The organism is Orbaceae bacterium lpD02 (genome assembly GCA_036251875.1).
Lineage (GTDB): Bacteria > Pseudomonadota > Gammaproteobacteria > Enterobacterales > Orbaceae > Orbus > Orbus sturtevantii.
This window is the reverse complement of the sequence record CP133960.1, coordinates 176,438-199,325: the sequence shown is the minus strand read 5'-3', so window position 1 is coordinate 199,325 and position 22,888 is coordinate 176,438. Positions and strand designations below refer to the sequence as shown.

Annotated in this window: 23 protein-coding genes and 1 tRNA gene; 5 read left to right on the top strand and 19 right to left on the bottom strand. The window is 34.2% G+C overall.

The genetic code is table 11. The annotated features are described in order from the left end of the window. Positions 1 to 45: 45 nt before the first annotated feature. The 6 genes from aroA to RHO12_00870 all read right to left on the bottom strand — a co-directional run bounded on the left by aroA (position 46) and on the right by RHO12_00870 (position 6,426). Positions 46 to 1,335: a 3-phosphoshikimate 1-carboxyvinyltransferase gene (gene aroA / locus RHO12_00895; GenBank protein WVD66343.1), complete on the bottom strand. Its 1,290-nt coding sequence runs from the start codon at positions 1,333 to 1,335 to the stop codon at positions 46 to 48. 82 nt (positions 1,336 to 1,417) lie between these two features. Then, positions 1,418 to 2,290, bottom strand: a complete 873-nt coding sequence (locus RHO12_00890; protein WVD66342.1) for a helix-turn-helix transcriptional regulator — start codon at positions 2,288 to 2,290, stop codon at positions 1,418 to 1,420. 164 nt (positions 2,291 to 2,454) lie between these two features. Beyond that, a complete protein-coding gene (locus RHO12_00885) occupies positions 2,455 to 3,909 on the bottom strand; it encodes a catalase (protein ID WVD66341.1) in 1,455 nt (484 codons plus the stop codon). Between the two features lie 1,558 nt (positions 3,910 to 5,467). Next, positions 5,468 to 5,767: an integrase core domain-containing protein gene (locus RHO12_00880; GenBank protein WVD66340.1), complete on the bottom strand. Its 300-nt coding sequence runs from the start codon at positions 5,765 to 5,767 to the stop codon at positions 5,468 to 5,470. 37 nt (positions 5,768 to 5,804) lie between these two features. Next, a complete protein-coding gene (locus RHO12_00875) occupies positions 5,805 to 6,266 on the bottom strand; it encodes an IS3 family transposase (GenBank protein ID WVD66339.1) in 462 nt (153 codons plus the stop codon). Positions 6,267 to 6,288: 22 nt separating this feature from the next. Continuing rightward, positions 6,289 to 6,426 (bottom strand): transposase, encoded by a 138-nt coding sequence (locus RHO12_00870; protein ID WVD66338.1) that lies wholly within the window; start codon positions 6,424 to 6,426, stop codon positions 6,289 to 6,291. 106 nt (positions 6,427 to 6,532) lie between these two features. On the opposite strand from RHO12_00870, the gene RHO12_00865 reads away from it, so the two are divergent. Continuing rightward, positions 6,533 to 6,784, top strand: coding sequence for a recombinase RecT (locus RHO12_00865; protein ID WVD66337.1), 252 nt, complete (start codon positions 6,533 to 6,535; stop codon positions 6,782 to 6,784). A 25-nt stretch (positions 6,785 to 6,809) separates the two neighbouring features. On the opposite strand, the gene RHO12_00860 is transcribed toward RHO12_00865, so the two are convergent. The 4 genes from RHO12_00860 to dnaQ form a co-directional block, all read right to left on the bottom strand. Then, positions 6,810 to 7,076, bottom strand: a complete 267-nt coding sequence (locus tag RHO12_00860; GenBank protein ID WVD66336.1) for a hypothetical protein — start codon at positions 7,074 to 7,076, stop codon at positions 6,810 to 6,812. 90 nt (positions 7,077 to 7,166) lie between these two features. Continuing rightward, the gene (locus RHO12_00855) at positions 7,167 to 7,550 is read right to left on the bottom strand and encodes a hypothetical protein (protein ID WVD66335.1); all 384 of its coding nucleotides are present in this window, start codon (positions 7,548 to 7,550) and stop codon (positions 7,167 to 7,169) included. A 364-nt stretch (positions 7,551 to 7,914) separates the two neighbouring features. Continuing rightward, positions 7,915 to 7,991 (bottom strand) — tRNA-Asp (locus tag RHO12_00850). 133 nt (positions 7,992 to 8,124) lie between these two features. Beyond that, the gene (gene dnaQ, locus RHO12_00845; protein WVD66334.1) at positions 8,125 to 8,874 is read right to left on the bottom strand and encodes a DNA polymerase III subunit epsilon; all 750 of its coding nucleotides are present in this window, start codon (positions 8,872 to 8,874) and stop codon (positions 8,125 to 8,127) included. A gap of 83 nt (positions 8,875 to 8,957) precedes the next feature. Between dnaQ and rnhA the strand changes: the two genes are divergently transcribed. Genes rnhA through RHO12_00830 form a run of 3 tightly spaced genes read left to right on the top strand, consistent with a single transcriptional unit; the run spans position 8,958 to position 11,500 of the window. Then, complete coding sequence (gene rnhA, locus RHO12_00840) at positions 8,958 to 9,428, top strand: ribonuclease HI (protein ID WVD66333.1); 471 nt, start codon at positions 8,958 to 8,960, stop codon at positions 9,426 to 9,428. 8 nt (positions 9,429 to 9,436) lie between these two features. Beyond that, entirely contained in the window at positions 9,437 to 10,210 is a 774-nt protein-coding gene (gene gloB / locus RHO12_00835; GenBank protein WVD66332.1) for a hydroxyacylglutathione hydrolase, read from the top strand. Positions 10,211 to 10,249: 39 nt separating this feature from the next. After that, on the top strand, positions 10,250 to 11,500 hold the full coding sequence (locus RHO12_00830) for a transglycosylase SLT domain-containing protein (GenBank protein ID WVD66331.1): 1,251 nt from the start codon (positions 10,250 to 10,252) through the stop codon (positions 11,498 to 11,500). Positions 11,501 to 11,558: 58 nt separating this feature from the next. On the opposite strand, the gene RHO12_00825 is transcribed toward RHO12_00830, so the two are convergent. The 7 genes from RHO12_00825 to RHO12_00795 all read right to left on the bottom strand — a co-directional run bounded on the left by RHO12_00825 (position 11,559) and on the right by RHO12_00795 (position 19,744). Next, complete coding sequence (locus RHO12_00825) at positions 11,559 to 12,350, bottom strand: endonuclease/exonuclease/phosphatase family protein (protein WVD66330.1); 792 nt, start codon at positions 12,348 to 12,350, stop codon at positions 11,559 to 11,561. Between the two features lie 28 nt (positions 12,351 to 12,378). Continuing rightward, entirely contained in the window at positions 12,379 to 13,950 is a 1,572-nt protein-coding gene (gshA, locus tag RHO12_00820; GenBank protein ID WVD66329.1) for a glutamate--cysteine ligase, read from the bottom strand. Positions 13,951 to 14,044: 94 nt separating this feature from the next. Continuing rightward, positions 14,045 to 14,755: an aspartate/glutamate racemase family protein gene (locus RHO12_00815; protein ID WVD66328.1), complete on the bottom strand. Its 711-nt coding sequence runs from the start codon at positions 14,753 to 14,755 to the stop codon at positions 14,045 to 14,047. Positions 14,756 to 14,771: 16 nt separating this feature from the next. Further along, positions 14,772 to 15,896 (bottom strand): 23S rRNA (uracil(747)-C(5))-methyltransferase RlmC, encoded by a 1,125-nt coding sequence (gene rlmC, locus RHO12_00810; GenBank protein ID WVD66327.1) that lies wholly within the window; start codon positions 15,894 to 15,896, stop codon positions 14,772 to 14,774. A 160-nt stretch (positions 15,897 to 16,056) separates the two neighbouring features. Beyond that, positions 16,057 to 16,908 carry a carboxylate/amino acid/amine transporter gene (locus RHO12_00805; protein WVD66326.1) on the bottom strand — a complete coding sequence of 284 codons (852 nt, stop codon included), beginning with the start codon at positions 16,906 to 16,908 and terminating at the stop codon, positions 16,057 to 16,059. Positions 16,909 to 17,005: 97 nt separating this feature from the next. Beyond that, complete coding sequence (locus RHO12_00800) at positions 17,006 to 17,215, bottom strand: cold shock domain-containing protein (GenBank protein ID WVD66325.1); 210 nt, start codon at positions 17,213 to 17,215, stop codon at positions 17,006 to 17,008. A 426-nt stretch (positions 17,216 to 17,641) separates the two neighbouring features. Then, positions 17,642 to 19,744: a 3-hydroxybutyrate oligomer hydrolase family protein gene (locus tag RHO12_00795; protein ID WVD66324.1), complete on the bottom strand. Its 2,103-nt coding sequence runs from the start codon at positions 19,742 to 19,744 to the stop codon at positions 17,642 to 17,644. Between the two features lie 404 nt (positions 19,745 to 20,148). Here RHO12_00795 and RHO12_00790 point away from each other — a divergent pair, with 404 nt between their 5' ends. Continuing rightward, positions 20,149 to 20,844, top strand: coding sequence for a S24 family peptidase (locus tag RHO12_00790; protein WVD66323.1), 696 nt, complete (start codon positions 20,149 to 20,151; stop codon positions 20,842 to 20,844). Positions 20,845 to 21,232: 388 nt separating this feature from the next. On the opposite strand, the gene RHO12_00785 is transcribed toward RHO12_00790, so the two are convergent. Both RHO12_00785 and RHO12_00780 read right to left on the bottom strand, forming a co-directional pair. Then, positions 21,233 to 21,532: a hypothetical protein gene (locus tag RHO12_00785; GenBank protein ID WVD66322.1), complete on the bottom strand. Its 300-nt coding sequence runs from the start codon at positions 21,530 to 21,532 to the stop codon at positions 21,233 to 21,235. A 2-nt stretch (positions 21,533 to 21,534) separates the two neighbouring features. Beyond that, positions 21,535 to 22,872 (bottom strand): acyclic terpene utilization AtuA family protein, encoded by a 1,338-nt coding sequence (locus tag RHO12_00780; GenBank protein ID WVD66321.1) that lies wholly within the window; start codon positions 22,870 to 22,872, stop codon positions 21,535 to 21,537. Positions 22,873 to 22,888 lie beyond the last annotated feature (16 nt).

Genomic DNA, 22,888 nt, shown 5'->3' with positions numbered 1-22,888 from the left:
ACTATTGAATCAATAATAAGGCAACCCATTGTTGCCTTTTTGTTATTATTGGCTCATTTTAGCAAATTGAGTAAAATACGTTGGAAAGGTTTTTGCGGTACATTTAGGATCTAAAATGGTCACCGCAGTATCTGACAATGCAACTAATGAAAAGCACATCGCCATGCGGTGATCATTGTAGGTTTCAATTTCAGCATGAGTTAATTCGGTCGGTGGAATGATGGTTATATAATCATGACCCTCATCGACCTCAGCGCCGACTTTGCGTAGTTCGGCTGCCATAGCGGCTAAACGGTCAGTTTCTTTTACTCGCCAGTTATAAATATTGCGAATAGTTGTGGGTCCTTTTGCAAATAGCGCAGTCGTGGCAATAGTCATTGCTGCGTCAGGTATATGATTCATATCCATTTCGATTCCGTCGAGTTTACAGCGAGTACATTCAATATAGTCATCAGCCACCGTGATCTTTGCGCCCATTTTTGCGAGTACTTGGGCAAATTGTATGTCGCCTTGCAAACTATTTTTGCCAATACCGGTAACTCGAACTGTACCACCTTTTATTGCTGCCGCAGCTAAAAAGTAAGATGCCGATGATGCATCACCTTCAACCAAGTATTGCTTAGGTGAGAGATAAGACTGCCCACCTTTAATAGTAAATTTTTGGTAGTTTTCATTAAGTACTTGTGCACCGAATACTGCCATCATTTTAAGTGTAATATCAATATAAGGCTTTGATACTAACTCTCCGATTATGGTGATTTCAGTATCTTGCGGCGCAAGTGGAGAGGCCATTAATAACGCGGTCAAAAATTGACTTGAAACCGAACCTTCAACCGCTATCTTGCCACCAGCAAAACCGCCGTAAAGATGTAATGGTGGATAGCCTTCATTTTCAAGGTAATCAATCTTTGCTCCGCCTTGGCGAAGCGCGTCGACCAAGTGCTTAATTGGTCGTTCTTTCATTCGTGGCTCGCCCGTTAAAATAATATTTTGCTGTCCAAGGCATAAAGCAGCAGCTAGAGGTCGCATTGCTGTACCGGCATTACCCAAATAAAGCTCTAATGGTTTGTGGCTAATAAGAGAACCGCAAGTCCCCTCGATATCGCATATAGTTCTATCATCTGATAACTGATATTTAACGCCTAATTGAGATAACGCATTAAGCATATAGCGCACATCATCGCTATCTAATAGATTAGTTAATCGCGTTGTCCCTTGTGATAAGGCAGCCAATAATAAGGCACGATTTGATACGCTTTTTGACCCTGGTAGATTAATCGTTCCTGAAAACGATTTGATCGGTTGTAAAGTTAACTTATTTTCAAGATCAGACATTAATATTCTCTTTATAGTTAAGATAATTTGGTAGGCATTTTAGAGTGAATACCTTGATAACTCAATAAATTGCATGTCATATTTAGTAACGCTCTAACGTTTTTTTCAATAAATTGATTGCTTGTTTATTTTTGGCACTATTTTTCCACAAATTATCAAATAAGTTTTGATAACGTTTAATGGCATCATTAGATGCGGTGACGGAAGCAATACCTGAACAGACATTAGGTAATTCACCTAACCGAAAAGGACTAATTGCTAACCCCAAAGGTCGCTGTTGTTGATAAAAAATTTGAAAAGTCAAAGACGGAATGCTTTCTTGTGTAATCGCAATTTCTAAACTATCACCTTTTTCTTCTAATAGTTCAATAAGATGCTCGACTTCTTTGCGTGCTAATAAGCAGCGTTCCATTTTTTTGCTTGGTGATATATTTAAGCTGCCGACTAACCCCAAATGTAAAAAGCGTTCAACATTTTGTAAACCAATTAAATTCATAAACTGAGGAAAGGAGGAGTGAAAATTACCTTTACGCTCTTTAAGAATGGCTAGCGTTGTGGCTATTTTTTTTTCATTTTGTGGCATATTAGCTTCAGCTAACATTGTCGCTAAGTGCTGTAAGTAATTATTAGAAGTCAGTAAAAAAGAGAATGGGTCAAAATGAGAATAAATTTGAGTCGATTGTTCTTCTAGTTGTCGCATTCGTTCAAAAAAACCATCCCCGCTAGAGTAATATTCAGTATCAACACCAAGCAAGCTAGTTACTGAGGTATCCAATAATGATGCTAAACGGTCAAGTGTTTCAATCTTAATTATTTCACCTTTTTCAAGGCGATAAACCGCAGCACGTGAAATTTTTAGGTTCTTAGCCACATCTTCTGCTTTAAGTGAAGCTGCGATTCGGTAAGCCCGCAGGCGCTGGCCAATTGAAAAATAGTCGATAGTAGAATTATCCATAACACACTCAATTTAGTTAGCTGGTAAAATTCTATCATACCAATATATTGATGCCAATAAAGTTACGGGTTAATCGGTTTGTTACTACAATTAATTCGTTATTTGCAATAGAAAACCACACCGCTGATTGTGGTGTGGTTGACAAAAATGCGTTGATTGTTTAATTATTTAATTAGGTTTATATCGATGCCCAGTCCTGTTGCGATCCCTTCGCCATAAGCGGGGTCGACTTGATAAAAGTGCTTTAATTGCCTAATTTGTATATCGCGAGCAACAGATTGCATTGACCCAGTAATATTATCGATTAATAGCTGTTTCTGCTCCGGTTTCATTAGCTTAAATAGTGCTCTTGGTTGAGAGTAATAATCTCCGTCTAAGCGATGGTTATACCTGTCTGCAGCCACTTCACCTAAATGTAAAGCCGGCTCAGCATATTGTGGCTGTTGTTTTGGCGCATTATCAATGCTATTGGGTTCATAATTCGGGGCGCCATCGCTTGTTAAACGCATTGCTCCATCTCGTTGATAATTGTGATAAGGGCATTTTGGTGCGTTAACGAGTAATTGCTGGTAATTAGCCCCAATCCGATAGCGCTGCGCATCAGCATAAGCAAATAATCGACCTTGTAGCATTTTATCAGGTGACAATCCAACACCGGGAACAACATTACTCGGAGCCATAGCAACTTGTTCGACTTCGGCAAAATAATTGTCAGGGTTACGATTTAATTCAACTAAGCCCACTTCAATTAATGGAAAGCTTTTTTGAGACCAAACTTTTGTTACATCAAATGGGTTCTCTTTATGATTATTGGCTTGCTCTTCAGTCATAACCTGCATATATAAACGCCATTTAGGAAATTCGCCCTTTTCGATCGCTTTGAAGAGATCATCTTGTGCTGAATCTGGATGTATACCATCTAATTCTGCTGCTTTTTTAGGATGAATATTTTTAATACCTTGCTCGGTTCTAAAATGCCATTTTACCCAAACACGCTGATTATCAGCATTAATTAAGCTATAAGTGTGACTGCCGTAACCATGCATGTGTCGATAACCATCGGGAATACCTCGGTCGGAGAATAAAATCGTCACTTGATGCAGTGACTCTGGTGATAATGACCAAAAATCCCACATCATTTGTGGATCTTTTAAATTAGTTTTAGGGTCTCGTTTTTGGGTATGGATAAAATCAGGAAATTTTAATGCATCACGAATAAAGAAAACTGGCGTATTATTACCAACAACATCCCAATTGCCTTGGTCGGTATAGAATTTAACCGCGAAGCCGCGAGGATCTCGCGCTGTATCTGATGAGCCTCGCTCACCGCCAACAGTAGAAAAACGAATAAATAGTGGCGTCTTTTTACCAACTTTGGCAAAAAGACTAGCATAAGAGTAATGCGTAATATCTTTAGTTACTGTAAATGTACCATATGCACCAGACCCCTTAGCATGAACACGCCTTTCGGGTATGTTTTCACGATTAAAATGTGCGAGTTTTTCAATCAGTTGGTAATCATCAATTAGTACCGGGCCTCTAGCACCTGCCGTTCTTGAGTTTTGATTATCAGCTATTGGCGCACCATTCGCGTTAGTTAAACTTTTCTTTTCTGACATTGCACATCTCCTTTACAGTAAAATATAGGGATATTATGTTTAAAATTACTATTTCAAAACTAATAATTTGCCTAACACTTTAAAATCATAACCACATATTTTCAAGGGTTATTTGCTGAACTTCTAAGAAATAATATCAAGTTAATAACGCTGTAACCTTATCGTTATCTTAATATTGGTGATGGTTTGCAATATATAATTTCGCCCTTTATTGAAATTAGCAGAAATTTTCTATTATTTTTTTACTGTTATTTCATCTGGATGTCTTTTAATTATTTATTTTAAAATATTATTTAAACCTTAAATTTATTTTTTTGCGTATTATTCATTTTTTTTAAATAAATTATTTGACAAATAAAATGAATTCAGCAATAATAAACATGAATTGACTTAGGTCATATTCATTTTTCATCATATATTTTGCGAATCACTTGTTGATTCGCTTTTTTTTCGTTTTTCCCACAAAAAAGCCTATAATTTCAAATTTAATGTGCATAACTATTTAAACGTAATTAGCTGAAGATTAATCATTCTTCAAATGCTGTTGAATACTTAATCAATATTTAAAAAATAATAAAAGAGTGCGACTTTTATAGCCGAAAAGGAGTTGCCAAGATAAGCAAATGCCAAATTTTAGGTATGCTAAAACTATGTAATAAAAAGATATAGAAACGATAAAATTCAGTAAATAAAATAGAAACCATCGTAGCTAAATGTAATTAAATAACAATAAAATAAATTTATAATTAGTGATTTCACTCGTTAATAAGTTGGATGATTTTTTACATTTTCAATCATTTAATCCACAAAATCTGTTGATAACTACTTTAGTAAGTATGTAAAATATAGTAATAAGAAGGTGTTCAGCAATTGACTAATTATTAGGCATTATTATTGTGTTCAATTATTATAAATTAGTGTTTTACTAATAATGTAAAATCATATAAATACGCCAAGGCGTTTTTTAACAATATTTTTGTCTGACACATTCTTCTGCTTGCGTGAGAGTTTATTATGCCTAACCGGCAGTTATTCTGGCCTCTAACAATTTATGATTAACTTACCAAATAATATCACCCTAAATGGTGTGGTTTTTTGAATAATTAAATATGCTTAAGACTCATGAAACTCAGAGGCTAATGATTAACGAGTAAAATGGGAAAATAAATATCAAAATATATGCTCGAGAAATTGCTGAGCATTTAAAATAGGATAGCTTAATGAATTATACCGTTTGATTAATTAATAAATAAAATCAATAGATGAATCGAAGATAATTAAAATTACCAGTATTAAAGCAATAACACCCCAAAAAACTTTTTTACCGATCTTTGGCATAAATAGACTCCTTGAGTAGCGAATTAATACATTGATTAATTGTATCAAAATTTCAATAAATGTATACCTGTTATCGATATAGCATCGAAATGAGCCCCTTTTAATACTAAGTCACTTCAAAAAAAGACCAGAAATTTTATATTCACATATTTGTAACGATCAACTAAAATTGGAGACACTTTTAGGCAGTTTTTAATACATTATACTCAAATTCAGCTGGCTAAATAAATCCTAGTTTATAGTGCCTTCTTTTTTGATTATAAATAGGCTCGATGTAATCAATAATATCTGTAATAGCTTCTTCTCTCTTGATATAGTCTCGATAATTTATTCTTTCTAATTTTAATGAACGAAAAAACAGTTCGGTTACTACATTATCTAAACAATTTCCGGCACGGCTCATGCTAAACGTAATGTCATGATGAGTTAATATGCGTTGAAACTGTTCACTGTGGTATTGCACACCTTGGTCTGAATGGAATAAAGCAGGGCTATTTCCTTTTCGTCTCTGTATTGCCATATTTAGTGCCTTTACTGTCAGTTGAGAATCAGGTTTATCAGAAAAATCCCCCCACAATACGCCCTGAGCATAAATCCATTACGATAGCAAGGTAGAGCCAACCTTGCCTTATTCTTATATAAGTGATATCCCCTGACCAATATCGATTGAATCTGGTTGGATTAAACTGCCAGTTTAAATGATTCGGTGCCAATATCGAGGATTTGCCTCCTCGAGGGTAAGCATGCCGTTTAGGTGTTTTGGCAACTAACCCCAATTTTTTCATGACACGCCTTATTTTATCCAACCCTAACTTAAACCCTTTTTTAATTAATTCAACTAGCATTCTACATTTGCCATAGATACCGTCCATATCGTGATGACTTGCCTTCATCGCTATTTCAAGGCTGATATTAGTGAGTTTAGATGCTCTAGGTTTCATTCGGTAGTAAAATGTACTCGATGACAAGGATAAACATCGACAAATCTGATGAATTGAATTACCTGCCTTCTTTAACATCAACACGACTTGTTGCTGTTTATCATTTCCACAGCGAAGAAGGCTGAAGTAACGATAAGCTTACGCCCATTGTTTTAGCCGCGTCTTTATGTGTATAACCATAATTGAGGACGAGCTCTGCACATTCTCGTTTAAACTCGCTACTTAATTGTCGAGTCATTGGTATACCTCCTTAGTTGAGGTTTTATCATACCGCTAAGTTTCTCTCCAATAAATGTATACCGTTACATCATATTTATGCTGTTGCTAAGTTAAAAGACGGCGGCGTGCAATTTGAAGTTATGACAAAAAGCCAAATCGATAAAGTAAAGGAAACCAGTAAAGCTGGTGATATAGGCCCATGGAAAACATATTACGAAGAAATGGCAAAGAAAACAGTTATTCGTCGATTATTTAAATACCTACCAGCATCAATTGAAATTCAAAAAGCTGTCGTATTAGATGAAAAAGCCGAAGCAGGAATTAGTCAAAATAATGACATGATCCTAGATGGTGATTTTAACGTAATAAACCAATGAGGTAAATATGGCTATAACGAATAAATCAAATACACCAAAGCACTAATACAACGCTGATTTCAATTAGCATCATTTTTATTTTTGTAGCGGAAAAATCTCTTTTAAATAAAAAATAAAAAAACTGTAATAACAATAAAGCACTCAAGAGAATAATATCAGCTCTAATATCTTTACGATTTATGAATAATTGGTAATAAATAAGAAAACCAATACCAATAAATATCAAAGAAACACATATAATTTTTATTATTTTAATAGCCAATTTATTTTCATTAGGGCTATCAATTTTCATAAATTATGATTCCTAGAATTCATTTGGTTTAATAAGGGGTATTTATTTTATATTAAGAAAACAACTGGAGCAAGAAAATGGCAAGTAGAATTACATATAAATAAGCCTGTATATAATTTGAATCAATAACATAAATAACCCAATGCAAGCAGATATTAGGCCCCAAATTTGCACTGGTATAAAATAAACAAGATGTTTGTTAACTCTTTTCTTTGTTTGATTTGCATTTATATTGAAGATATCTGAGTGATCATATACTTTTCGATTAATTACCGACAATCCAAAGAAATAAACCAAAATGCCATAACTCATTAAAAATATTGGAATTAAAAAATAGTCACCTATCGGAGCATCCAGACCATAAAGCGCTATTGAGTTTGGGTAAATAAAATGCGCTATATAAAGAAAACCTCCAAAAGAAAACATTGTTGTGAAATTGAAAATTACATCTTCAGTAGTTGAACGAATGAACATACCATTCCATAAAGATAATTAAAGTTAATTTAGTATAAAACATTATAATTGATAGGAAAAGCAAGATGCAATTAACACACTAACAGCTAGCGGAAATGTTGGCAAAGATGCAGAGTTAAGATATTGACAAAATGGCACTGCTGTAGCTGAGTTTAGCCTACCAGTTAAACAAGGTTATGGCGATAATCAGAAAACAGCATGGGTCAAATGTGTCATGTTTGGGATAGCCGTCATACTATGAATGGTAATCACCCACACGCATTGCAAGACTTAGAGACATGGAGTAAAGCTGACACAGAGAGTTTTACAATAACAAATGCGCTCTGCGAAAGCACTTTTAATAAATTGATTTATAATCAAAAAGTGGCGGAACGGACGGGACTCGAACCCGCGACCCCCTGCGTGACAGGCAGGTATTCTAACCAACTGAACTACCGCTCCATTTTTTACTTTATGTCAATAAACAGCGTTATAAAGTAGGCTGAATATTAAAGATTTATTACAAAGTCGTCAATGAAATTTTTCCATCTTAACCTCAATTGCACATAAATTCATCATTAAATTTCAATTGCCGCTATTTGCGCCAAATTGCACCTTCACTTTTTTTATCAATTTTATCTAATGATTTATTATGCTCAGCTAATTCATTGTCATTTGCCATAATTACTTTCAAATTAAAGTGTTCTCTCGCTATTTTATGCTGAACTGAATGTGCTGAAGATGAATGGTTTTGTCCTCCCTCTTCTTGATTAAATGATAACGACGTTTGCCCTCCTGTCATAGCTAAATAGACTTCAGCTAGAATCTCGGCATCTAACAATGCACCATGTAATGTTCGATGAGAGTTATCGATTTGATAGCGTTCACAAAGTACATCTAAGTTGTTTCGTTTACCAGGGAATATTTTACGTGCCATGGCTAACGTATCAGTTACTACACAATGTGAGGCGGTAATAAAATCAACATTCGCTAATTTAAATTCATAATCCATAAACCCAACATCAAACGATGCATTATGAATAATTAGCTCGGCGCCATCAATAAATTGAATAAATTGATTAGCTACGTCATTAAAAGTCGGTTTGTCTTGCAAAAAAGAATCACTAATACCATGAATATTAAATGCCTCTTCATCAACTAATCGTAAGGGATTAATATAAACATGAAAATGGTTACCAGTAAGACGCCGATTAATAATTTCAACGGCTCCGATCTCAATAATTTTATGGCCTTCATAGTGATTTTTACCGTCTTTATTCATACCCGTTGTTTCAGTATCAAGCACTATTTGTCTATTTGGTGTGATAATATTTTTACTGTTCATGGTCAATTTAGTTGTTTTTAATTAAGGATTAATTCTGTAGTATAGTTTATCGTTTATTCTCAAATTTTAACAACTGTTTTGCTATGCTAAAAAAAATTGATATTTATACCGATGGCTCATGCCTTGGTAATCCAGGGCCGGGAGGATATGCGGCAATACTAAAATATAAACAAGCAGAACGAATTTTAGGTGAAGGTTATTTTTTAACCACTAACAACCGTATGGAACTACTCGCAGCGATTGTTGCACTTGAAGCATTAACGCAAAAATGTGATATTACACTTTATTCAGATAGCCAATATTTGCGTAATGGTATTTTATCTTGGATCCACAACTGGAAAAAAAATGGTTGGCGAACAGCAAATAAGAAAACAGTCAAGAATGTTGATTTGTGGACCAGATTAGATGCTGTAGTAGTAAAACATAATATTAATTGGGTTTGGGTCAAAGGTCACGCTGGACATATTGAAAACGAACGATGCGATATCCTTGCTAAAGAATCGGCGAATAATCCAATACATGATGATCAAGGATTTACAGCAGAATCTAGCTAAAGGATGTTATGAATAGAACGATTATATCCATTAATGAGAATCATATGACAAGTAACAAGCGATTACATATTATTCCAGCATTAAAAGATAATTATATCTGGTTATTAGGAAATACCCAAAAGCAGGTCGTTATTATTGATCCTGGCGAATCAACGCCTGTTATAAATTATATGACAACCCATCAATTATCACCTATTGCCATCTTGCTTACCCACCATCACAACGACCATATTGATGGCGTTATTGATTTACAAAAAAACTATGATAATTTGCCCGTGTTTGGCCCCGATGAAATAAACTTACCCATTACAAAAATATCACAGCAAAAAACGCTAACGATTGGTGATTTTACCTTTGATATTATTGCGGTTCCTGGTCATACTCTTGGTCATCTTGCGTACTACATTAATCCATACTTATTTTGTGGCGATACACTATTTTCTGCTGGCTGTGGTCGAGTTTTTGAAGGTACCTATACACAAATGTTGAATTCGCTCAATAAATTAAAATCCCTGCCTGATAATACTATCGTATGCCCAGCCCATGAATATACGCTGAGCAATTTAAAATTTGCTACTCATTTAGTCCCTAATGATATTGATATTAATGCCTATTATCAAAAAATAGCTCACGATGCGATAACCCTACCAACAACCATTGAAATAGAAAAAAAGGTCAATTTATTTTTTCGCTGTGACGATTTAAAATTACAAACAGAGTTTAAGATTAATAATGAACTGAAATTATTTGAATTTTTTAGAACACAGAAGAATAATTTTTAGGTATAATAGCCCGCAATGATCAAATAAAGTTGTTGTATAATGAAATTACGTATTACTACTGGTTTACTTTTAACCTTTTTAATTAATGGCTGTCAAAATACCCAATCACCTAATGTGATAGTATCCCCTAAACAAAATCTACAATCTGTAGCTCAAACTAATTATCGATCGATCACGCAAGATCCTTGGTCATTTATTCAAAATGAATTGATAATTGATATTCCGGCTAATAAACGCATCACCAGTGAAAAAGAAAAAATCCTAAAAAATAAAGTGTCATTTGAAGCAAATACATCACGTTCAGAGCCTTATATCTATTATATTGTAAGCCAGCTAAATGAGCGAAAAATGCCAGTAGAGCTTGCGCTCATACCATTAATTGAAAGTGCTTATAATCCCTTAGCTACGTCTTATGCCAAAGCGGTAGGTTTATGGCAAATAGTCCCTATTACTGCAAAAGCCTATGGCTTAACAAAGAGTAGTTGGTATGACCCTCGGCGCGATTTTATCGAATCAACCGATGCCGCATTGAACTTATTGCAATATTTGAATCAGCGCTTTGAAGGAGACTGGCTGTTAACAATTGCCGCTTACAATGCGGGAGAAGGACGAGTACGTAGGGCCATTGAATGGAATAAGTCCAAAGGATTACCGACTAATTTTTGGGCATTAAATTTACCAAAAGAAACGATGCAATATGTACCTAAGTTTTTGGCTATAACCAGTGTTATTAGAAATAATGACCAGTACGACGTATCATTACCTGCATGTACCTATGCTAATTCTTTAGTTAGAATCGATCTATCTAAACAAATTAGTTTAGACAAAATTGCCGATTATTCAGGTATTTCATTAGATGAGTTACTTGAGTTTAATGCCGGTTATTTAAAGAAAATCGTAAAAGGACCTTATCATTTATTTATTCCATCATCTTATGCTCAAACACTTTATAGTAAATTGCAAGAGTCTAATTTGGTCACTTCAAAGGTTGTTGACTTACTGCTTTCACAACCTGTAACCTTTGAGCCAAAATATACTTATTTCGATCCTAAATTTACTAATAAAAAATATATTCAAATTACCGATCATGATATTAACTATTATGAACAAGAGCATAAGCGTTATAGCCAAATTATTTATCGGGTAAAATCAGGCGATAATCTTTATAACATCGCTAAAAATCATAAAGTAAAAGTAAGTGAATTAGCTAAATGGAATAAAATTAATAATTTAAATAAATTGAAACCTGGCGATAAACTGACGATTAATATTAAAAATGGTAGCTCATAGTTTAGTAAATTTACATTCTATTGTTTTTTTAGACCGCTATTTTTTGTGAGAAACGTTATTAAGCAAGAATAAAGCTAACGAGCAGCGGATTATGGTCAGATGCTTTGGTGTGAATGATTTCCGCCTGTTCAACTTTTAAGCCTCGATAAAAAATGAAATCAAGCGGGCTGCCCATAAATTTTTTACGGATATCCGTCGTAAAATTAACAGGCTTCAAATTAATATTACGAACTAGACTATAAAGCAGATGCTTACGCTTGCGACTCCATGCATTAAAATCACCCGCTAAAATAACCGGTCCTTGATGTGTTTTTAATTGATTTAGTAATATTCTTATTTGTTGACGATAGATTTTGATACCAAAACTGAAATTGACGGCATGAATATTAGCAACCAGTAATGTATCTTGCGTATGAGGTAATAAATATTGTGTTGCTAAGGCTGACTTAGGAATGCGAATTAAAGGCTCATTTTCTTTAAATGATAAGCTACTAATAGGAATAACATTGGCTATACTCATCACTCCAGTATGAATCTTATTAATGGAATAGGCAGGAACATGATCAGCGATTTTTTTATGCTGATTAATCAAATTAAGTAAACTCGTGGTTGTTTGCGCTTCTTGTAGTAAGATTAATTCGGTTTTATCCATATAGTTAGCCAATACATTTAAACAATCCAAACGCTTTTGCTTAAAGATATTCCAGACTAAAATATTTAATTTATTAGCTGAAACTAAGGGTTGACTAAGTATCGTGTTGTGTTCGGAGTAAATCAGCTCTACTTTGTTGTCCTCATGGTAACGGACAACATAATCATAAGGAGATAAAAAACCAACAATCTTGTTCATATTATTCCTTATTCATGACTGAATTATATTACTGATTCATCTGTTTAATATATTCATCAAATGTTACTGTTTGATTTTGCTCTGTAAACTGCTGTTTAGCAATCGATTGATTTTTTTGATAAGTAAAATCGTTTTCCGTCAGCACTTTTAATGGCTCAGCATTAAGCTGTTGTTTGTATTGCTTAGCAAGTGCAAGACCAAATGCAGAGGTACCCATATCACTAATCGCTTGCAATGTTCTCGCAGATAGCGTTAATTCAGGGTTATCAAACATGCTATCTAGTCGCTCACACACCTTGCGATAGCGTTTTAGTGCATCATTATGGTCTAATACGTCGGCAACCCGCAATAAATCTTTAAATAAGTCATGACCTACTTTAGCCAACGGCTCTTGATAGCTTCCGCACCCCATGCTAATTATTTGCCCAGGTTTACGCCCTTCCATAATAACGCGATTCCAATTAATTTTACTACATTGCAACTCTTCGCTACTCATTTCTGGCGCCGGAGCAAGTGCACACCAAATTAAAAATAGATCAACAAAACGGATTTGCTCTTCAGTCACCCCTATTGGAGAAAAAGGATTAATGTCGAGCGATCGCACTTCAATATATTCAATCCCACCACGTAGTAGTGCTGAGGAAGGGGTCTCTTCTTTTTTAGGCACTCGTTTCGGCCTAATTGGTGCGTAAAATTCATTTTCAATCTGTAAGATATTATCATTTATTTGCCGATATTTACCGTCAACTTTTATACCAAGTTGACTAAACTCGGACGACTTAGTATGTGTAGCTCTTCTCAATCCATCGACATAAGTATTTAACTGATTAAAGGTAATACCTAACTCTTTTTGTGCGTTATTGGTATAACCAATATCACTTAAACGTAACGATGTCGCATAAGGTAAATAACAGCTGCCGTTTGTTTGCATAGCAAATTCTTTTCGTCTTGCAGGATCTTTAATAAAAGAGCCACAAACAGAAGGCGATGCGCCAAATAAATAAGGGATCACCCAGCCAAAACGATAATAGTTACGAATGAGCCTAAAGTAACCTTCAGAGATGATATTTGCATCTTCTTCAGCATTTTTAATACCATCCCTTGCCTGCCAAAAAGCCATCGGTAAAGAAAAATTATAGTGAACCCCTGAAATGGTTTGCATCATAGCACCGTAACGATTCTTTAATCCTTCACGATATAGCGTTTTAAATAACCCTTCATTTGATGAACCATATTGAGCCAAAATAATGTCCGCCTCATTGGCGACAAAACAAGGCATGCTCAGAGGCCACATTAGTTCATCATTAATATTTATATTTGCATAACGATGAAGGTCACTGAGAAATGTTAACATATAATCAATATTGGTATTAACTGGCGTAATAAATTCAAGCATTGACTCCGCAAAGTCAGTAGTGATCCATGGATGAGTTAATGCACGGCCAATTTCAGAGGGAAATGGCATTTTAGATAGTGTACCATCGGGTAAAATTCGCAGCGTCTCTCGTTCAAGTCCTCGTTGGATACCTTCTAAAATCGTGTAATGCTTTTCAAGCCAAACTAATGCTTTTGATACATCAGGAATCAAAATAACCTCCATAGCACTCGGTAACTGAGTACTCAATAATTAGGTACTCAATAACTAAATTGGGTCATCATACCACAAACTTAGATACTTGTTATCACGCCAAGTACTATAATTTTTTATAGGGATCAATTCCAAGTGCATAGTAAGCAGCATTGCTTGCATGAATAAGAGTCGTATCAAATAAAGGAAATTGAGTGTCGTTTTGCTCAATAAGTAACCCTAGTTCAGTACAACCTAAAATAATACCTTGTGCCCCTGCTGCGGCCAACTTATCAATAATGTTTAATAAAATATTTTTTGAACTGATGCTGATCGTACCTAAACATAATTCCTGAAAGATAATGTTATTGATAATATCCCTATCATTTTGCTCCGGAACAATAATATCTATGCCATGGTCAATAATGATTTTTTTATAAAAATCTTGCTCCATCGTATATTTAGTTCCGAGTAGTGCTACCTTATCGAGAGATTGACTTTTTAGAGCCTGCGCCGTGGCGTTGGCAATATGTATGATAGGAATCGTAATATGAGCTTGAATATCCTTAGCCACTTTATGCATCGTATTGGTACAGATCACAATAAAATCGGCCCCTGCTTGTTGTAGTTTTAGTGCTGCGGCAGATAAAATTTCTGCACTTTTATCCCAATCACCGCTAGCTTGACATTGCTCTATTTGGTGAAAATCAACGCTGTATAAAATACAATGTGCAGAATGTAATCCACCGAGTTCTTGTTTAATGATTTGGTTGATAACTTGATAATAAGTCACCGAGCTTTCCCAACTCATTCCCCCAATTAATCCAATTGTTTTCATCTTAGCTTTACCTCTTTCAAGTTGTTAATTGCAACATCACTAATACTTCCATATGGTCAGTATGAGGAAACATGTCAAATAGTTGAACATATAAAATTTTATAATGCGTTAAATAGGTCAAATCAGCTGTTAGACTATCTAGATTACAACTCGAATAAACAATATAATTTGGCGAGATGTGTTGTAGGTAATTAGTAAGCGTTTTACCTAATCCACGGCGCGGTGGATTAACTAAAATAACATCCGCTTTTAATGTAGACTTTTCAAACGCAAATTGACTTGCATCTAATGATGCAAAACGAATTTTATCATATCCCATCAATTTAGCTGATAATTTGGCACATTCAATTGCCTCTGGATTAATTTCAATACCAACCAATTCAGTATCTTTATTCGTACAATGAAGCCCAAATCCGCCTACGCCACAAAAAAGATCCCAAATGCGACTAATCGTTAATGGTGATAACCATTGCCTTGCTGTTGCATATAATAAACTTGCTACCTCTGTATTAGTTTGAAAAAAACTACCTTTTTGCATAAATAGCGGAACATTATTCAACCTTATGGCTAATCGCCTTTGTTTGGTAAGAATAAACTCCAGTGAACCTTCCACAATCGCTGCGTGTTCAGGTTGAATATTGACCGAAACTACGGCTAATTGCGTAATATTTTGCTGTATATATGCAATAGAATTAGCAATTTTATAGTGTTCTTTGTCTGAACGTAACACAAACCTAAGCATAAATTGGTCATCTGCTTGCGTTAATATAATAAACTTCAGTTCGCCTTTTTTTTTACCTATATTATAAGGGACTAAAGCGAGTTTTTTGATTAGTTTTCTGACTTTATAAAGAGTAAAGCGCATTGATGTAGAATAAAGCGGACAATCACATAAATCGATTGGCTCACCATTAGTCATAATGCCTAAGATCGGTTTTTCTACCGTACCTAATACCGCCATTTTAGCTTTATTACGAAATGCTGATTCGGCGCTCCTTATCGGTTGTAAAATAGATTGAGGCTGATAAGGAAGTAGCTGCTGAGATAATTTAGCCTGCTTTGCATTTATTTGTTCATTATAAGGCTTTTTTATCCATTGACAGGATAAGCATTTTTTAGATTCATAATAGTTACATATCATCGCTACAATACACTTAATAAAATTATATAATTTTTAATTTAAAAAAATTTCTTTTTTGGGGAACTTATCGGATATTCACCTGTCTTAATATGTGCCACTGCATTATTTTTTTCATTTAATATTTGCCATCTAATTTTTAGATGGCTTTTTTTTGAGTCGATTAAGAGCGGGCTAACCATTTTTGATGAATAACGATTGATAAAATAATAATAGCAGAGCCACTAATAAAACGTATCCAATCAATTTGGTGATGCCATATGACTACATTAAGTAAAATACCTACTGGGATCACCATGTTATTCATTATTGCCAACATTCCAGAGTCAACTTTGGTTGCACCATAATTCCATAAAAAATAACCAACACCTGAAGCAAAAATACCTAACCAAATAATAATTAACCATTGAGTTATTGTTGTTGGTAATTGTTGTGCATTACCAAATATAAGCCAGCATATAATAGATATAATTACAGCCCCCATATACACCCATGCAAAGGAATAGTGCTGAGGTAAATGATACAATTCCATTATACGTTTATAGCCAACTTGACCAACAGCAAAAGCAATGTTAGCGCCCTGAATTAGCAAAAAACCGGTCATAAAGTTGACTGAAATATGATCGTAGCGAATTATGGCTGTGCCAATCACAGCAAATATAGCAACTAGCAAGTAGCTTACTCTAATTGGGTGTCTTTGTAGGATATCATATAAAAGCGTAACATAAATGGGCGTAAAAATTGTAAACAATAATAGTTCTGGCACTGAAATATAATAAAAAGCATGATAATAAAAAATATACATTACACCTAATTGAGACGCACCAACTGACATTAATAATATTTTCTGCTTTAACGAAAAAATCCGAAAACGTAAAAAAGGAACAAAAACCAAAAATGCCAGCAAGATACGGGTAACAACAGCAAACCAACTATCAACCACACCTGTTAAATAAACACCAATTAAGCTAAATGAAAAAGACCAAATAATTGTAACAAGAAATAAATAAACCATAATATCTCATTATGTATAAAAAAATCATAAATAGTTTACATTTATTTGAAACAAAAAAAACCCGCATTGTTGCGGATTTTTCATCAAAATAGATTTGTTATAACAAAACAACTTCAGCTGCTGCTGGTCCACGAGGACTATCTTGGATTGAGAACTCAACTTTTTGCCCTTCAGCTAAAGTTTTAAATCCATCACCACTAATTGCTGAGAAGTGAACAAATACATCTTTGCTACCATCTGTTGGAGTGATAAAACCGAACCCTTTACTTTCATTAAACCATTTAACTTGGCCTGTTTTCTTAGTCATTATGAATTTCCTACAAAAATTAATCTCTTGCCTATTGGCTTTTTTTAAAGACTACAACATCAGCCAACTCAGTAAAAAACATTAGAAACGTAATAAGCAAAAAAACAAAACCACTAAAAATTACATTTTAAATCTTAATGCTACCACAAAGTTTATTCTGTGTTATAAATCCCTTGTTATTACCTCACAGATTACAATCGAAAGCAAGTAAATAATGTATATTTTGGAGAACTAGCTCACAGTTTCTTATAAATATTTTAACAATTAAGTGTAATTTGATTTACATCAAATTGCACTTAATTAATATAAAACTCAGACTATAAATTTAAGTTATTCCTTCACATAAAACTAATTTTTCAAATATTATTCTCTTATACGCAGATTTAATTAGCTCGCAAATAAAAAGCTATTTTATTGCATTATCCGTTAATTATTTGGCAAGATGACTGTTCCATTCTTAGCTTCAATTCGATTTTCTTTTTTAGGCTTCTGTTCTATTGTCGCTAAATTGGAGTAATTAATTGCTGGTGCAAAGCCACTGTTCCCTCCCCTAATTTTTGTTCTAATAACTTGACTTTCTGGTAATAAAGCCTGATGAGTTAAACTATTCCATAACCAATTCATTGCACTTTCGCCATAATAATCAATAGGGAGTAGGATATTATCAAACGGAGGGACACTATCAATATAGCTAGCGTTTTCAACTTCAATATACGTTAAATTAGAACCTTCACCTTCTAAAAGACTATTTAAAGCAACGTAAGCCCTCGCTGAATAATTAGGCAAGTTTTTAATATTAAGCTGACCATGCACAATAATTGTTTTTATATTATTTAAATTACCATTGGCTAAAACTTCCGATAAGCCATCTTTTACTCTTTTATCAAATATTTTTTCTCTTAAGCAGATTGCTCCTGATAAATTGTAATCGATGGTCGTACTCTCTTTTGAACGAGAGTAAAATTCTCGACGTGGTCCATTTGGATCATCATCATTTACAAGATCCATCACAATCAGCTTGCTATCTAATTTGATAGGTAATGAACCGTTATTTTTAGCCAATAAAAGCGCAAAGCTTATTTCCCCTAGACCAGAAACCGTACCTTCATTGAGTAATTCATTTTGTTCAATACTCGCTATTGAATAGTGACATAGATGATCAGCTATACCATATCGCCCATATTCGCTAATATACTTATAAGGGTAATTAATTGATTGAGTAGCATAATAGTAAGGTAATTGAGCAATCATATTGGGTGACAACCCATACTCGTAAAGCTTATTTAGAGCCTCTTTAGCTTGTTCATTGATTGTATCTTGTGATAATAATCCGGCTTTCCTTAAAGCTAAACAACGGTTCTCAGCAAAAAAGAAGCTTGCGAGCTCTGGAATAGTATTCTTTGCTAGATCGTTTTTTATCGCTGCAATTGCACAAGGAATATATAAGGCACCATAAGAACTATAGTCTATCAATGATTTCACTATTAATGGTTTAGCATTTGATTGGCCATTTTGTATAAATAGAGAACCAGTATTATCAGCAATTTGGACTTGAGGATTAACAGCAACAATTCCATCAATTACGCCATCTTTATCAAGTTCACCTGCTTTTAATGCGGCTCCCCCACCATCTGACTCACCGTAAACCAAAATAAGAGTATTATTTTTATCGAACATTAGTTCTCTATTTGATGCAAATAGCTCATTGATTTCATAAAAAGCAAATTCTATAGAATTAAGAACATATTCTCCCCATTTTGCCTCTGGATTTTGTTGTGAATATAGTTGCCTAATTGCATACCTATGGTTAAATTGCTCTGTTGTTTTTTTATCAAGATTAATATTAAATAAACGTTCTTTATTAACTGCCGATTCAGTCAAAATACGGTCATTAGCTAAGTAATTTTTTTCATTAGAAAGATCAAACAGTAAATTGCCTAGTCCTTTATCATTATAAACAACAGCACAATTACGATTTAGTCCCCATAATCCTCTAACTTGTATATCTTTTGCATTATACACACCCTCTGAGCCTGTAGTTGGGATCGCGATAATGCAAGGTCGTTTTGTGTCAAAATCTAGAGGGATTTGTAGTAAAAAATCAACTTTTTCATCACCATTATTTAACCTAGCCTGAATTTCAGTACCAGCTACTCTACCATCAAATAGTGGCGTTAAATTTTGTTTATTAAATCCAAAAAAGCGTCCTTCGCCACTTTTAGTGTCAATATAACGATTTAGCCTCGCTCTTTTGAATTCTACGGTCGTCGGATTATGCACATCCCTAAATATACTCTTCACTTTAAATTGTGATAACTTAGTGAATCCATACCCTGCCGTAACCAAATCATCGGTTTCTCCATCATAAAAATAGCTATTATTAATATGCAACCAATTAGGTTTAATGTTAAACGATAAATTTTTATATTTTTTTTTCAGCAACGATTCATTAGCATAACTAAGGCTATAACTTAATGTCGTTAATAAACAAAAAGCAACGAAGATAAAAATATTTTTTATATTAAACATATTAAAACTCGATGTCTGATTGAAAGATTTGCAATATAACGATTACGTCATAATGGTAACCAATATAGCGATAGAACAGCAGAAATGCTAATATTGTTTTGAATTATTAAGTGAGTTTTTATTTTGTTTTCTATAAAATTTTATAATTTATATGTTTACAAAGAAGCGGTAATAAATATATAGTATTGCAGTAATGAACAACAATTTATCTTAACTTAAAAAACGAAAATTTTTTCTAAAATAGTAAAAATATATGTTGAAATCTTAACCAAAACCTTATTTATCTTTACTTTTAAAAAGGCTTGTGGCATGATTGTGGGCATAGGGAATCGATAACCTCTACTGTTAACAATAACGATAAAAACTTTTTTGTTTTTAAATAATTTTTAAGGCAAAGAAAGCTTATGAAACAGAATTACTCTACCTTTGCCAAACGGCTAAAATATATCATCGGAGATGACTCTCTACTGAGTTTTTCTAAAAAATGTCGCTTATCTGAAAGCGCAATTAGAAAATATATTAGAGAGGAATCAGAACCAACCCTACAAAATTTGCTAACGATGGCGGAAGTAGGAAACGTTTCCGTTGCTTGGTTGGCGACTGGAAGTGACCCATTTCTATCTAATGCGAATTTATTACCAAAAGATAGTAAGAACATTGTGATAACTCTTCCAGAGATAGAGTTTAATTGTTTGGTAGAGCTTTATAATCAAGATTTATTACTTTCTCCACCGAAAGAGAAAATTATTACAGAGTGGGTAATAAGCAGAGACTGGCTATCTCGTTCCGGTTTAGTAAACAATAACTTAGCGATTGTTCAGATTCCTTATAATAATATGGCACCTACTATAAAATCAGGCGATGTCGCAATTATTAGCTTAGGTAAGAATGAGCTTACAAGAGTCCTAACTGGAATCTATATCATTCTTTTGAATGATAAATTACTGATCAAACGTATTCAATATGATCCGATAGAAGATGGTTATCACCTTATCAATGATAATGCTACGTTTTCCAATCACTTAATTAAAAAAAACGGCTCAACACAGTTTCTGGTCGTAGCTAAGATAGAACGCGTATTGACTAATGTGTCAGACTAAATATCTTACAGACAAAATATCCCGATTTACGGTACTTCGTCTAGGATAAAAATAGCAGTACCATCTTGTTAAATTAATTAGTAATTAACTCATTACTAATTAATTTTTTTGTAGGTTTTCATTTATCAATATGGCCGAAATATACAACGGCCTAATCTTATTTTCTTTTCAATGTTGTTTTGTTATCAATAAATTTTGATATTTAAGCCTTTTATAAAAGTATCCATAATCGAAAATATCGCTAAAATTGAACAGATTATACGTCGGTGTATCGCTTATTTTATGAGTTATTCAATCGATGGGTAACTGCTTAGACATTTAGAAATTATAAGCCATATGCTTTATTCACAACATAAAGCATATGGAATGCAAGGCAACATAAGTTTATTTAAATATCCATATTCATCAAAGCCGCACTTAATCCCTTACCATGCATATCATGGCTCAACGTACGAGTAACACCACCACCTAACGCATCATACATTACAAAATTTAATGCACCTAAGTTAGGAAGTTCATAACGAATAACATCACCTTTTACGATATCGGCAAAATAGTTTTTTACTTTTTCAGCCGTTACTATTTGTTTTATTTTTTCATAATCGCTTATATCATAAGCAATAATAGAAATATTAGATATGTTACCTTTATCACCTGTGCGTGAATGAGCAATCTCACGAAGCTTCATATTTATACCTCCAAATAACTAACGTTAACCTTGACTAAATTGCGCTCAAGCAAAGTTGAATCCATTGCGATTATCTCTTTTACTGACTTAAATGCCCCCCCTCCCCCAGCAGGCCCATTAGTATAAAGTGTTTCGACTTCGTTGCCGATAAAAGCAGCTTCATTTTTATCAATAAATCTGGCTGCAACTCTAGCGCGAACTTCATAAGGTTCAACGTTTTTAGAAAGACGTTCACCATGTAAAGAATTAATACCTATTAAGTCAAAACGAACTTCTTCGGGCTTAATATGACAAATACTTAGTCTTTCTTTAACAATATCTAAAGCAAGCCGCCCTCGCTGAACCGCACCCGGACCAGCGTAGCTCATCTCTCCTTCACCGATAAAGCCATCACAATAACCAACTGACACTTTTAGTGTTTCTGTTCTTTGTTTGCCTCTAGCGCCACTCACAGCAATACAATTTTTAGCAACTTCTTTAAATTTTATACCAGTAAAGTCAGCCACAACATCTGGTGTAATATAGGCATCTGGTTTATGTATTTCATATAATAATTGCTGCTTACAAGTATCAATTGTCACACAGCCACCAGCATCAGCAACTTTAGTGATCACAGCATTGCCATCCTCAGTGACTTCTGCGATAGGAAAACCTAAACGCGCTAAATTAGGCACATCTCGATAGCCTGGATCGGCAAAATAACCTCCTGTTATTTGGCCTGCACACTCAAGTAAATGACCGATTGCCGTCCCTTTACCAAGTTTATCCCAATCATTATCCTGCCAATCAAACTCAAACATCATAGCCGCTAAAAATAATGAAGGATCGGCGACCCTTCCTGCAATAATGATATCTGCACCATTTTGTAAGGCTTCAACTAACGGGGCGGCACCTAAATAAGCATTTGCTGAAATAATATCTTTTCCCGATTTCGAAATAAGCGTACCTGCTTCATCTAATTTTAAGTCTTGCTTGATTACCGTATCATACACATTATCACCTTCAATAATCGCTATTTTTAGATTAGATAGACCTAAATTTTTAGCGATCTCACAAGTAAGATCTGCCGCCGCCCTCGGATTAGCAGAGCCCATATTGGTGATAATTTTAATTTTCTTTTCTGCACAAATCGGTAGCACAGCTTCCATCCGCGCTGCTAAAAATTCATTAAAGCCTAATTGTGAATTTTGTTTTTTCTGCCGTTGACCTATTGCAATGGTTCTCTCGGCTAAGCATTCAAAAATCAAATAATCAATATCCCCTTCTTGTGCTAATTCGATGGCTGGCTCTATTCGGTCTCCACCGTAACCTGCGCCACAGCCAATCCTTACTTTTTTCATAACAAACTCCTCTAAC

What these genes read in the sequence shown, in the direction of transcription:
- aroA (WVD66343.1), bottom strand. Translation starts at nt 1,335, where the DNA reads ATGTCTGATCTTGAAAATAAGTTAACTTTACAACCGATCAAATCGTTT.
- RHO12_00890 (WVD66342.1), bottom strand. Translation starts at nt 2,290, where the DNA reads ATGGATAATTCTACTATCGACTATTTTTCAATTGGCCAGCGCCTGCGG.
- RHO12_00885 (WVD66341.1), bottom strand. Translation starts at nt 3,909, where the DNA reads ATGTCAGAAAAGAAAAGTTTAACTAACGCGAATGGTGCGCCAATAGCT.
- RHO12_00880 (WVD66340.1), bottom strand. Translation starts at nt 5,767, where the DNA reads ATGGCAATACAGAGACGAAAAGGAAATAGCCCTGCTTTATTCCATTCA.
- RHO12_00875 (WVD66339.1), bottom strand. Translation starts at nt 6,266, where the DNA reads ATGTTAAAGAAGGCAGGTAATTCAATTCATCAGATTTGTCGATGTTTA.
- RHO12_00870 (WVD66338.1), bottom strand. Translation starts at nt 6,426, where the DNA reads ATGACTCGACAATTAAGTAGCGAGTTTAAACGAGAATGTGCAGAGCTC.
- RHO12_00860 (WVD66336.1), bottom strand. Translation starts at nt 7,076, where the DNA reads ATGAAAATTGATAGCCCTAATGAAAATAAATTGGCTATTAAAATAATA.
- RHO12_00855 (WVD66335.1), bottom strand. Translation starts at nt 7,550, where the DNA reads ATGTTCATTCGTTCAACTACTGAAGATGTAATTTTCAATTTCACAACA.
- dnaQ (WVD66334.1), bottom strand. Translation starts at nt 8,874, where the DNA reads ATGAACAGTAAAAATATTATCACACCAAATAGACAAATAGTGCTTGAT.
- rnhA (WVD66333.1), top strand. Translation starts at nt 8,958, where the DNA reads ATGCTAAAAAAAATTGATATTTATACCGATGGCTCATGCCTTGGTAAT.
- gloB (WVD66332.1), top strand. Translation starts at nt 9,437, where the DNA reads ATGAATAGAACGATTATATCCATTAATGAGAATCATATGACAAGTAAC.
- RHO12_00830 (WVD66331.1), top strand. Translation starts at nt 10,250, where the DNA reads ATGAAATTACGTATTACTACTGGTTTACTTTTAACCTTTTTAATTAAT.
- RHO12_00825 (WVD66330.1), bottom strand. Translation starts at nt 12,350, where the DNA reads ATGAACAAGATTGTTGGTTTTTTATCTCCTTATGATTATGTTGTCCGT.
- gshA (WVD66329.1), bottom strand. Translation starts at nt 13,950, where the DNA reads ATGGAGGTTATTTTGATTCCTGATGTATCAAAAGCATTAGTTTGGCTT.
- RHO12_00815 (WVD66328.1), bottom strand. Translation starts at nt 14,755, where the DNA reads ATGAAAACAATTGGATTAATTGGGGGAATGAGTTGGGAAAGCTCGGTG.
- rlmC (WVD66327.1), bottom strand. Translation starts at nt 15,896, where the DNA reads ATGATATGTAACTATTATGAATCTAAAAAATGCTTATCCTGTCAATGG.
- RHO12_00805 (WVD66326.1), bottom strand. Translation starts at nt 16,908, where the DNA reads ATGGTTTATTTATTTCTTGTTACAATTATTTGGTCTTTTTCATTTAGC.
- RHO12_00800 (WVD66325.1), bottom strand. Translation starts at nt 17,215, where the DNA reads ATGACTAAGAAAACAGGCCAAGTTAAATGGTTTAATGAAAGTAAAGGG.
- RHO12_00795 (WVD66324.1), bottom strand. Translation starts at nt 19,744, where the DNA reads ATGTTTAATATAAAAAATATTTTTATCTTCGTTGCTTTTTGTTTATTA.
- RHO12_00790 (WVD66323.1), top strand. Translation starts at nt 20,149, where the DNA reads ATGAAACAGAATTACTCTACCTTTGCCAAACGGCTAAAATATATCATC.
- RHO12_00785 (WVD66322.1), bottom strand. Translation starts at nt 21,532, where the DNA reads ATGAAGCTTCGTGAGATTGCTCATTCACGCACAGGTGATAAAGGTAAC.
- RHO12_00780 (WVD66321.1), bottom strand. Translation starts at nt 22,872, where the DNA reads ATGAAAAAAGTAAGGATTGGCTGTGGCGCAGGTTACGGTGGAGACCGA.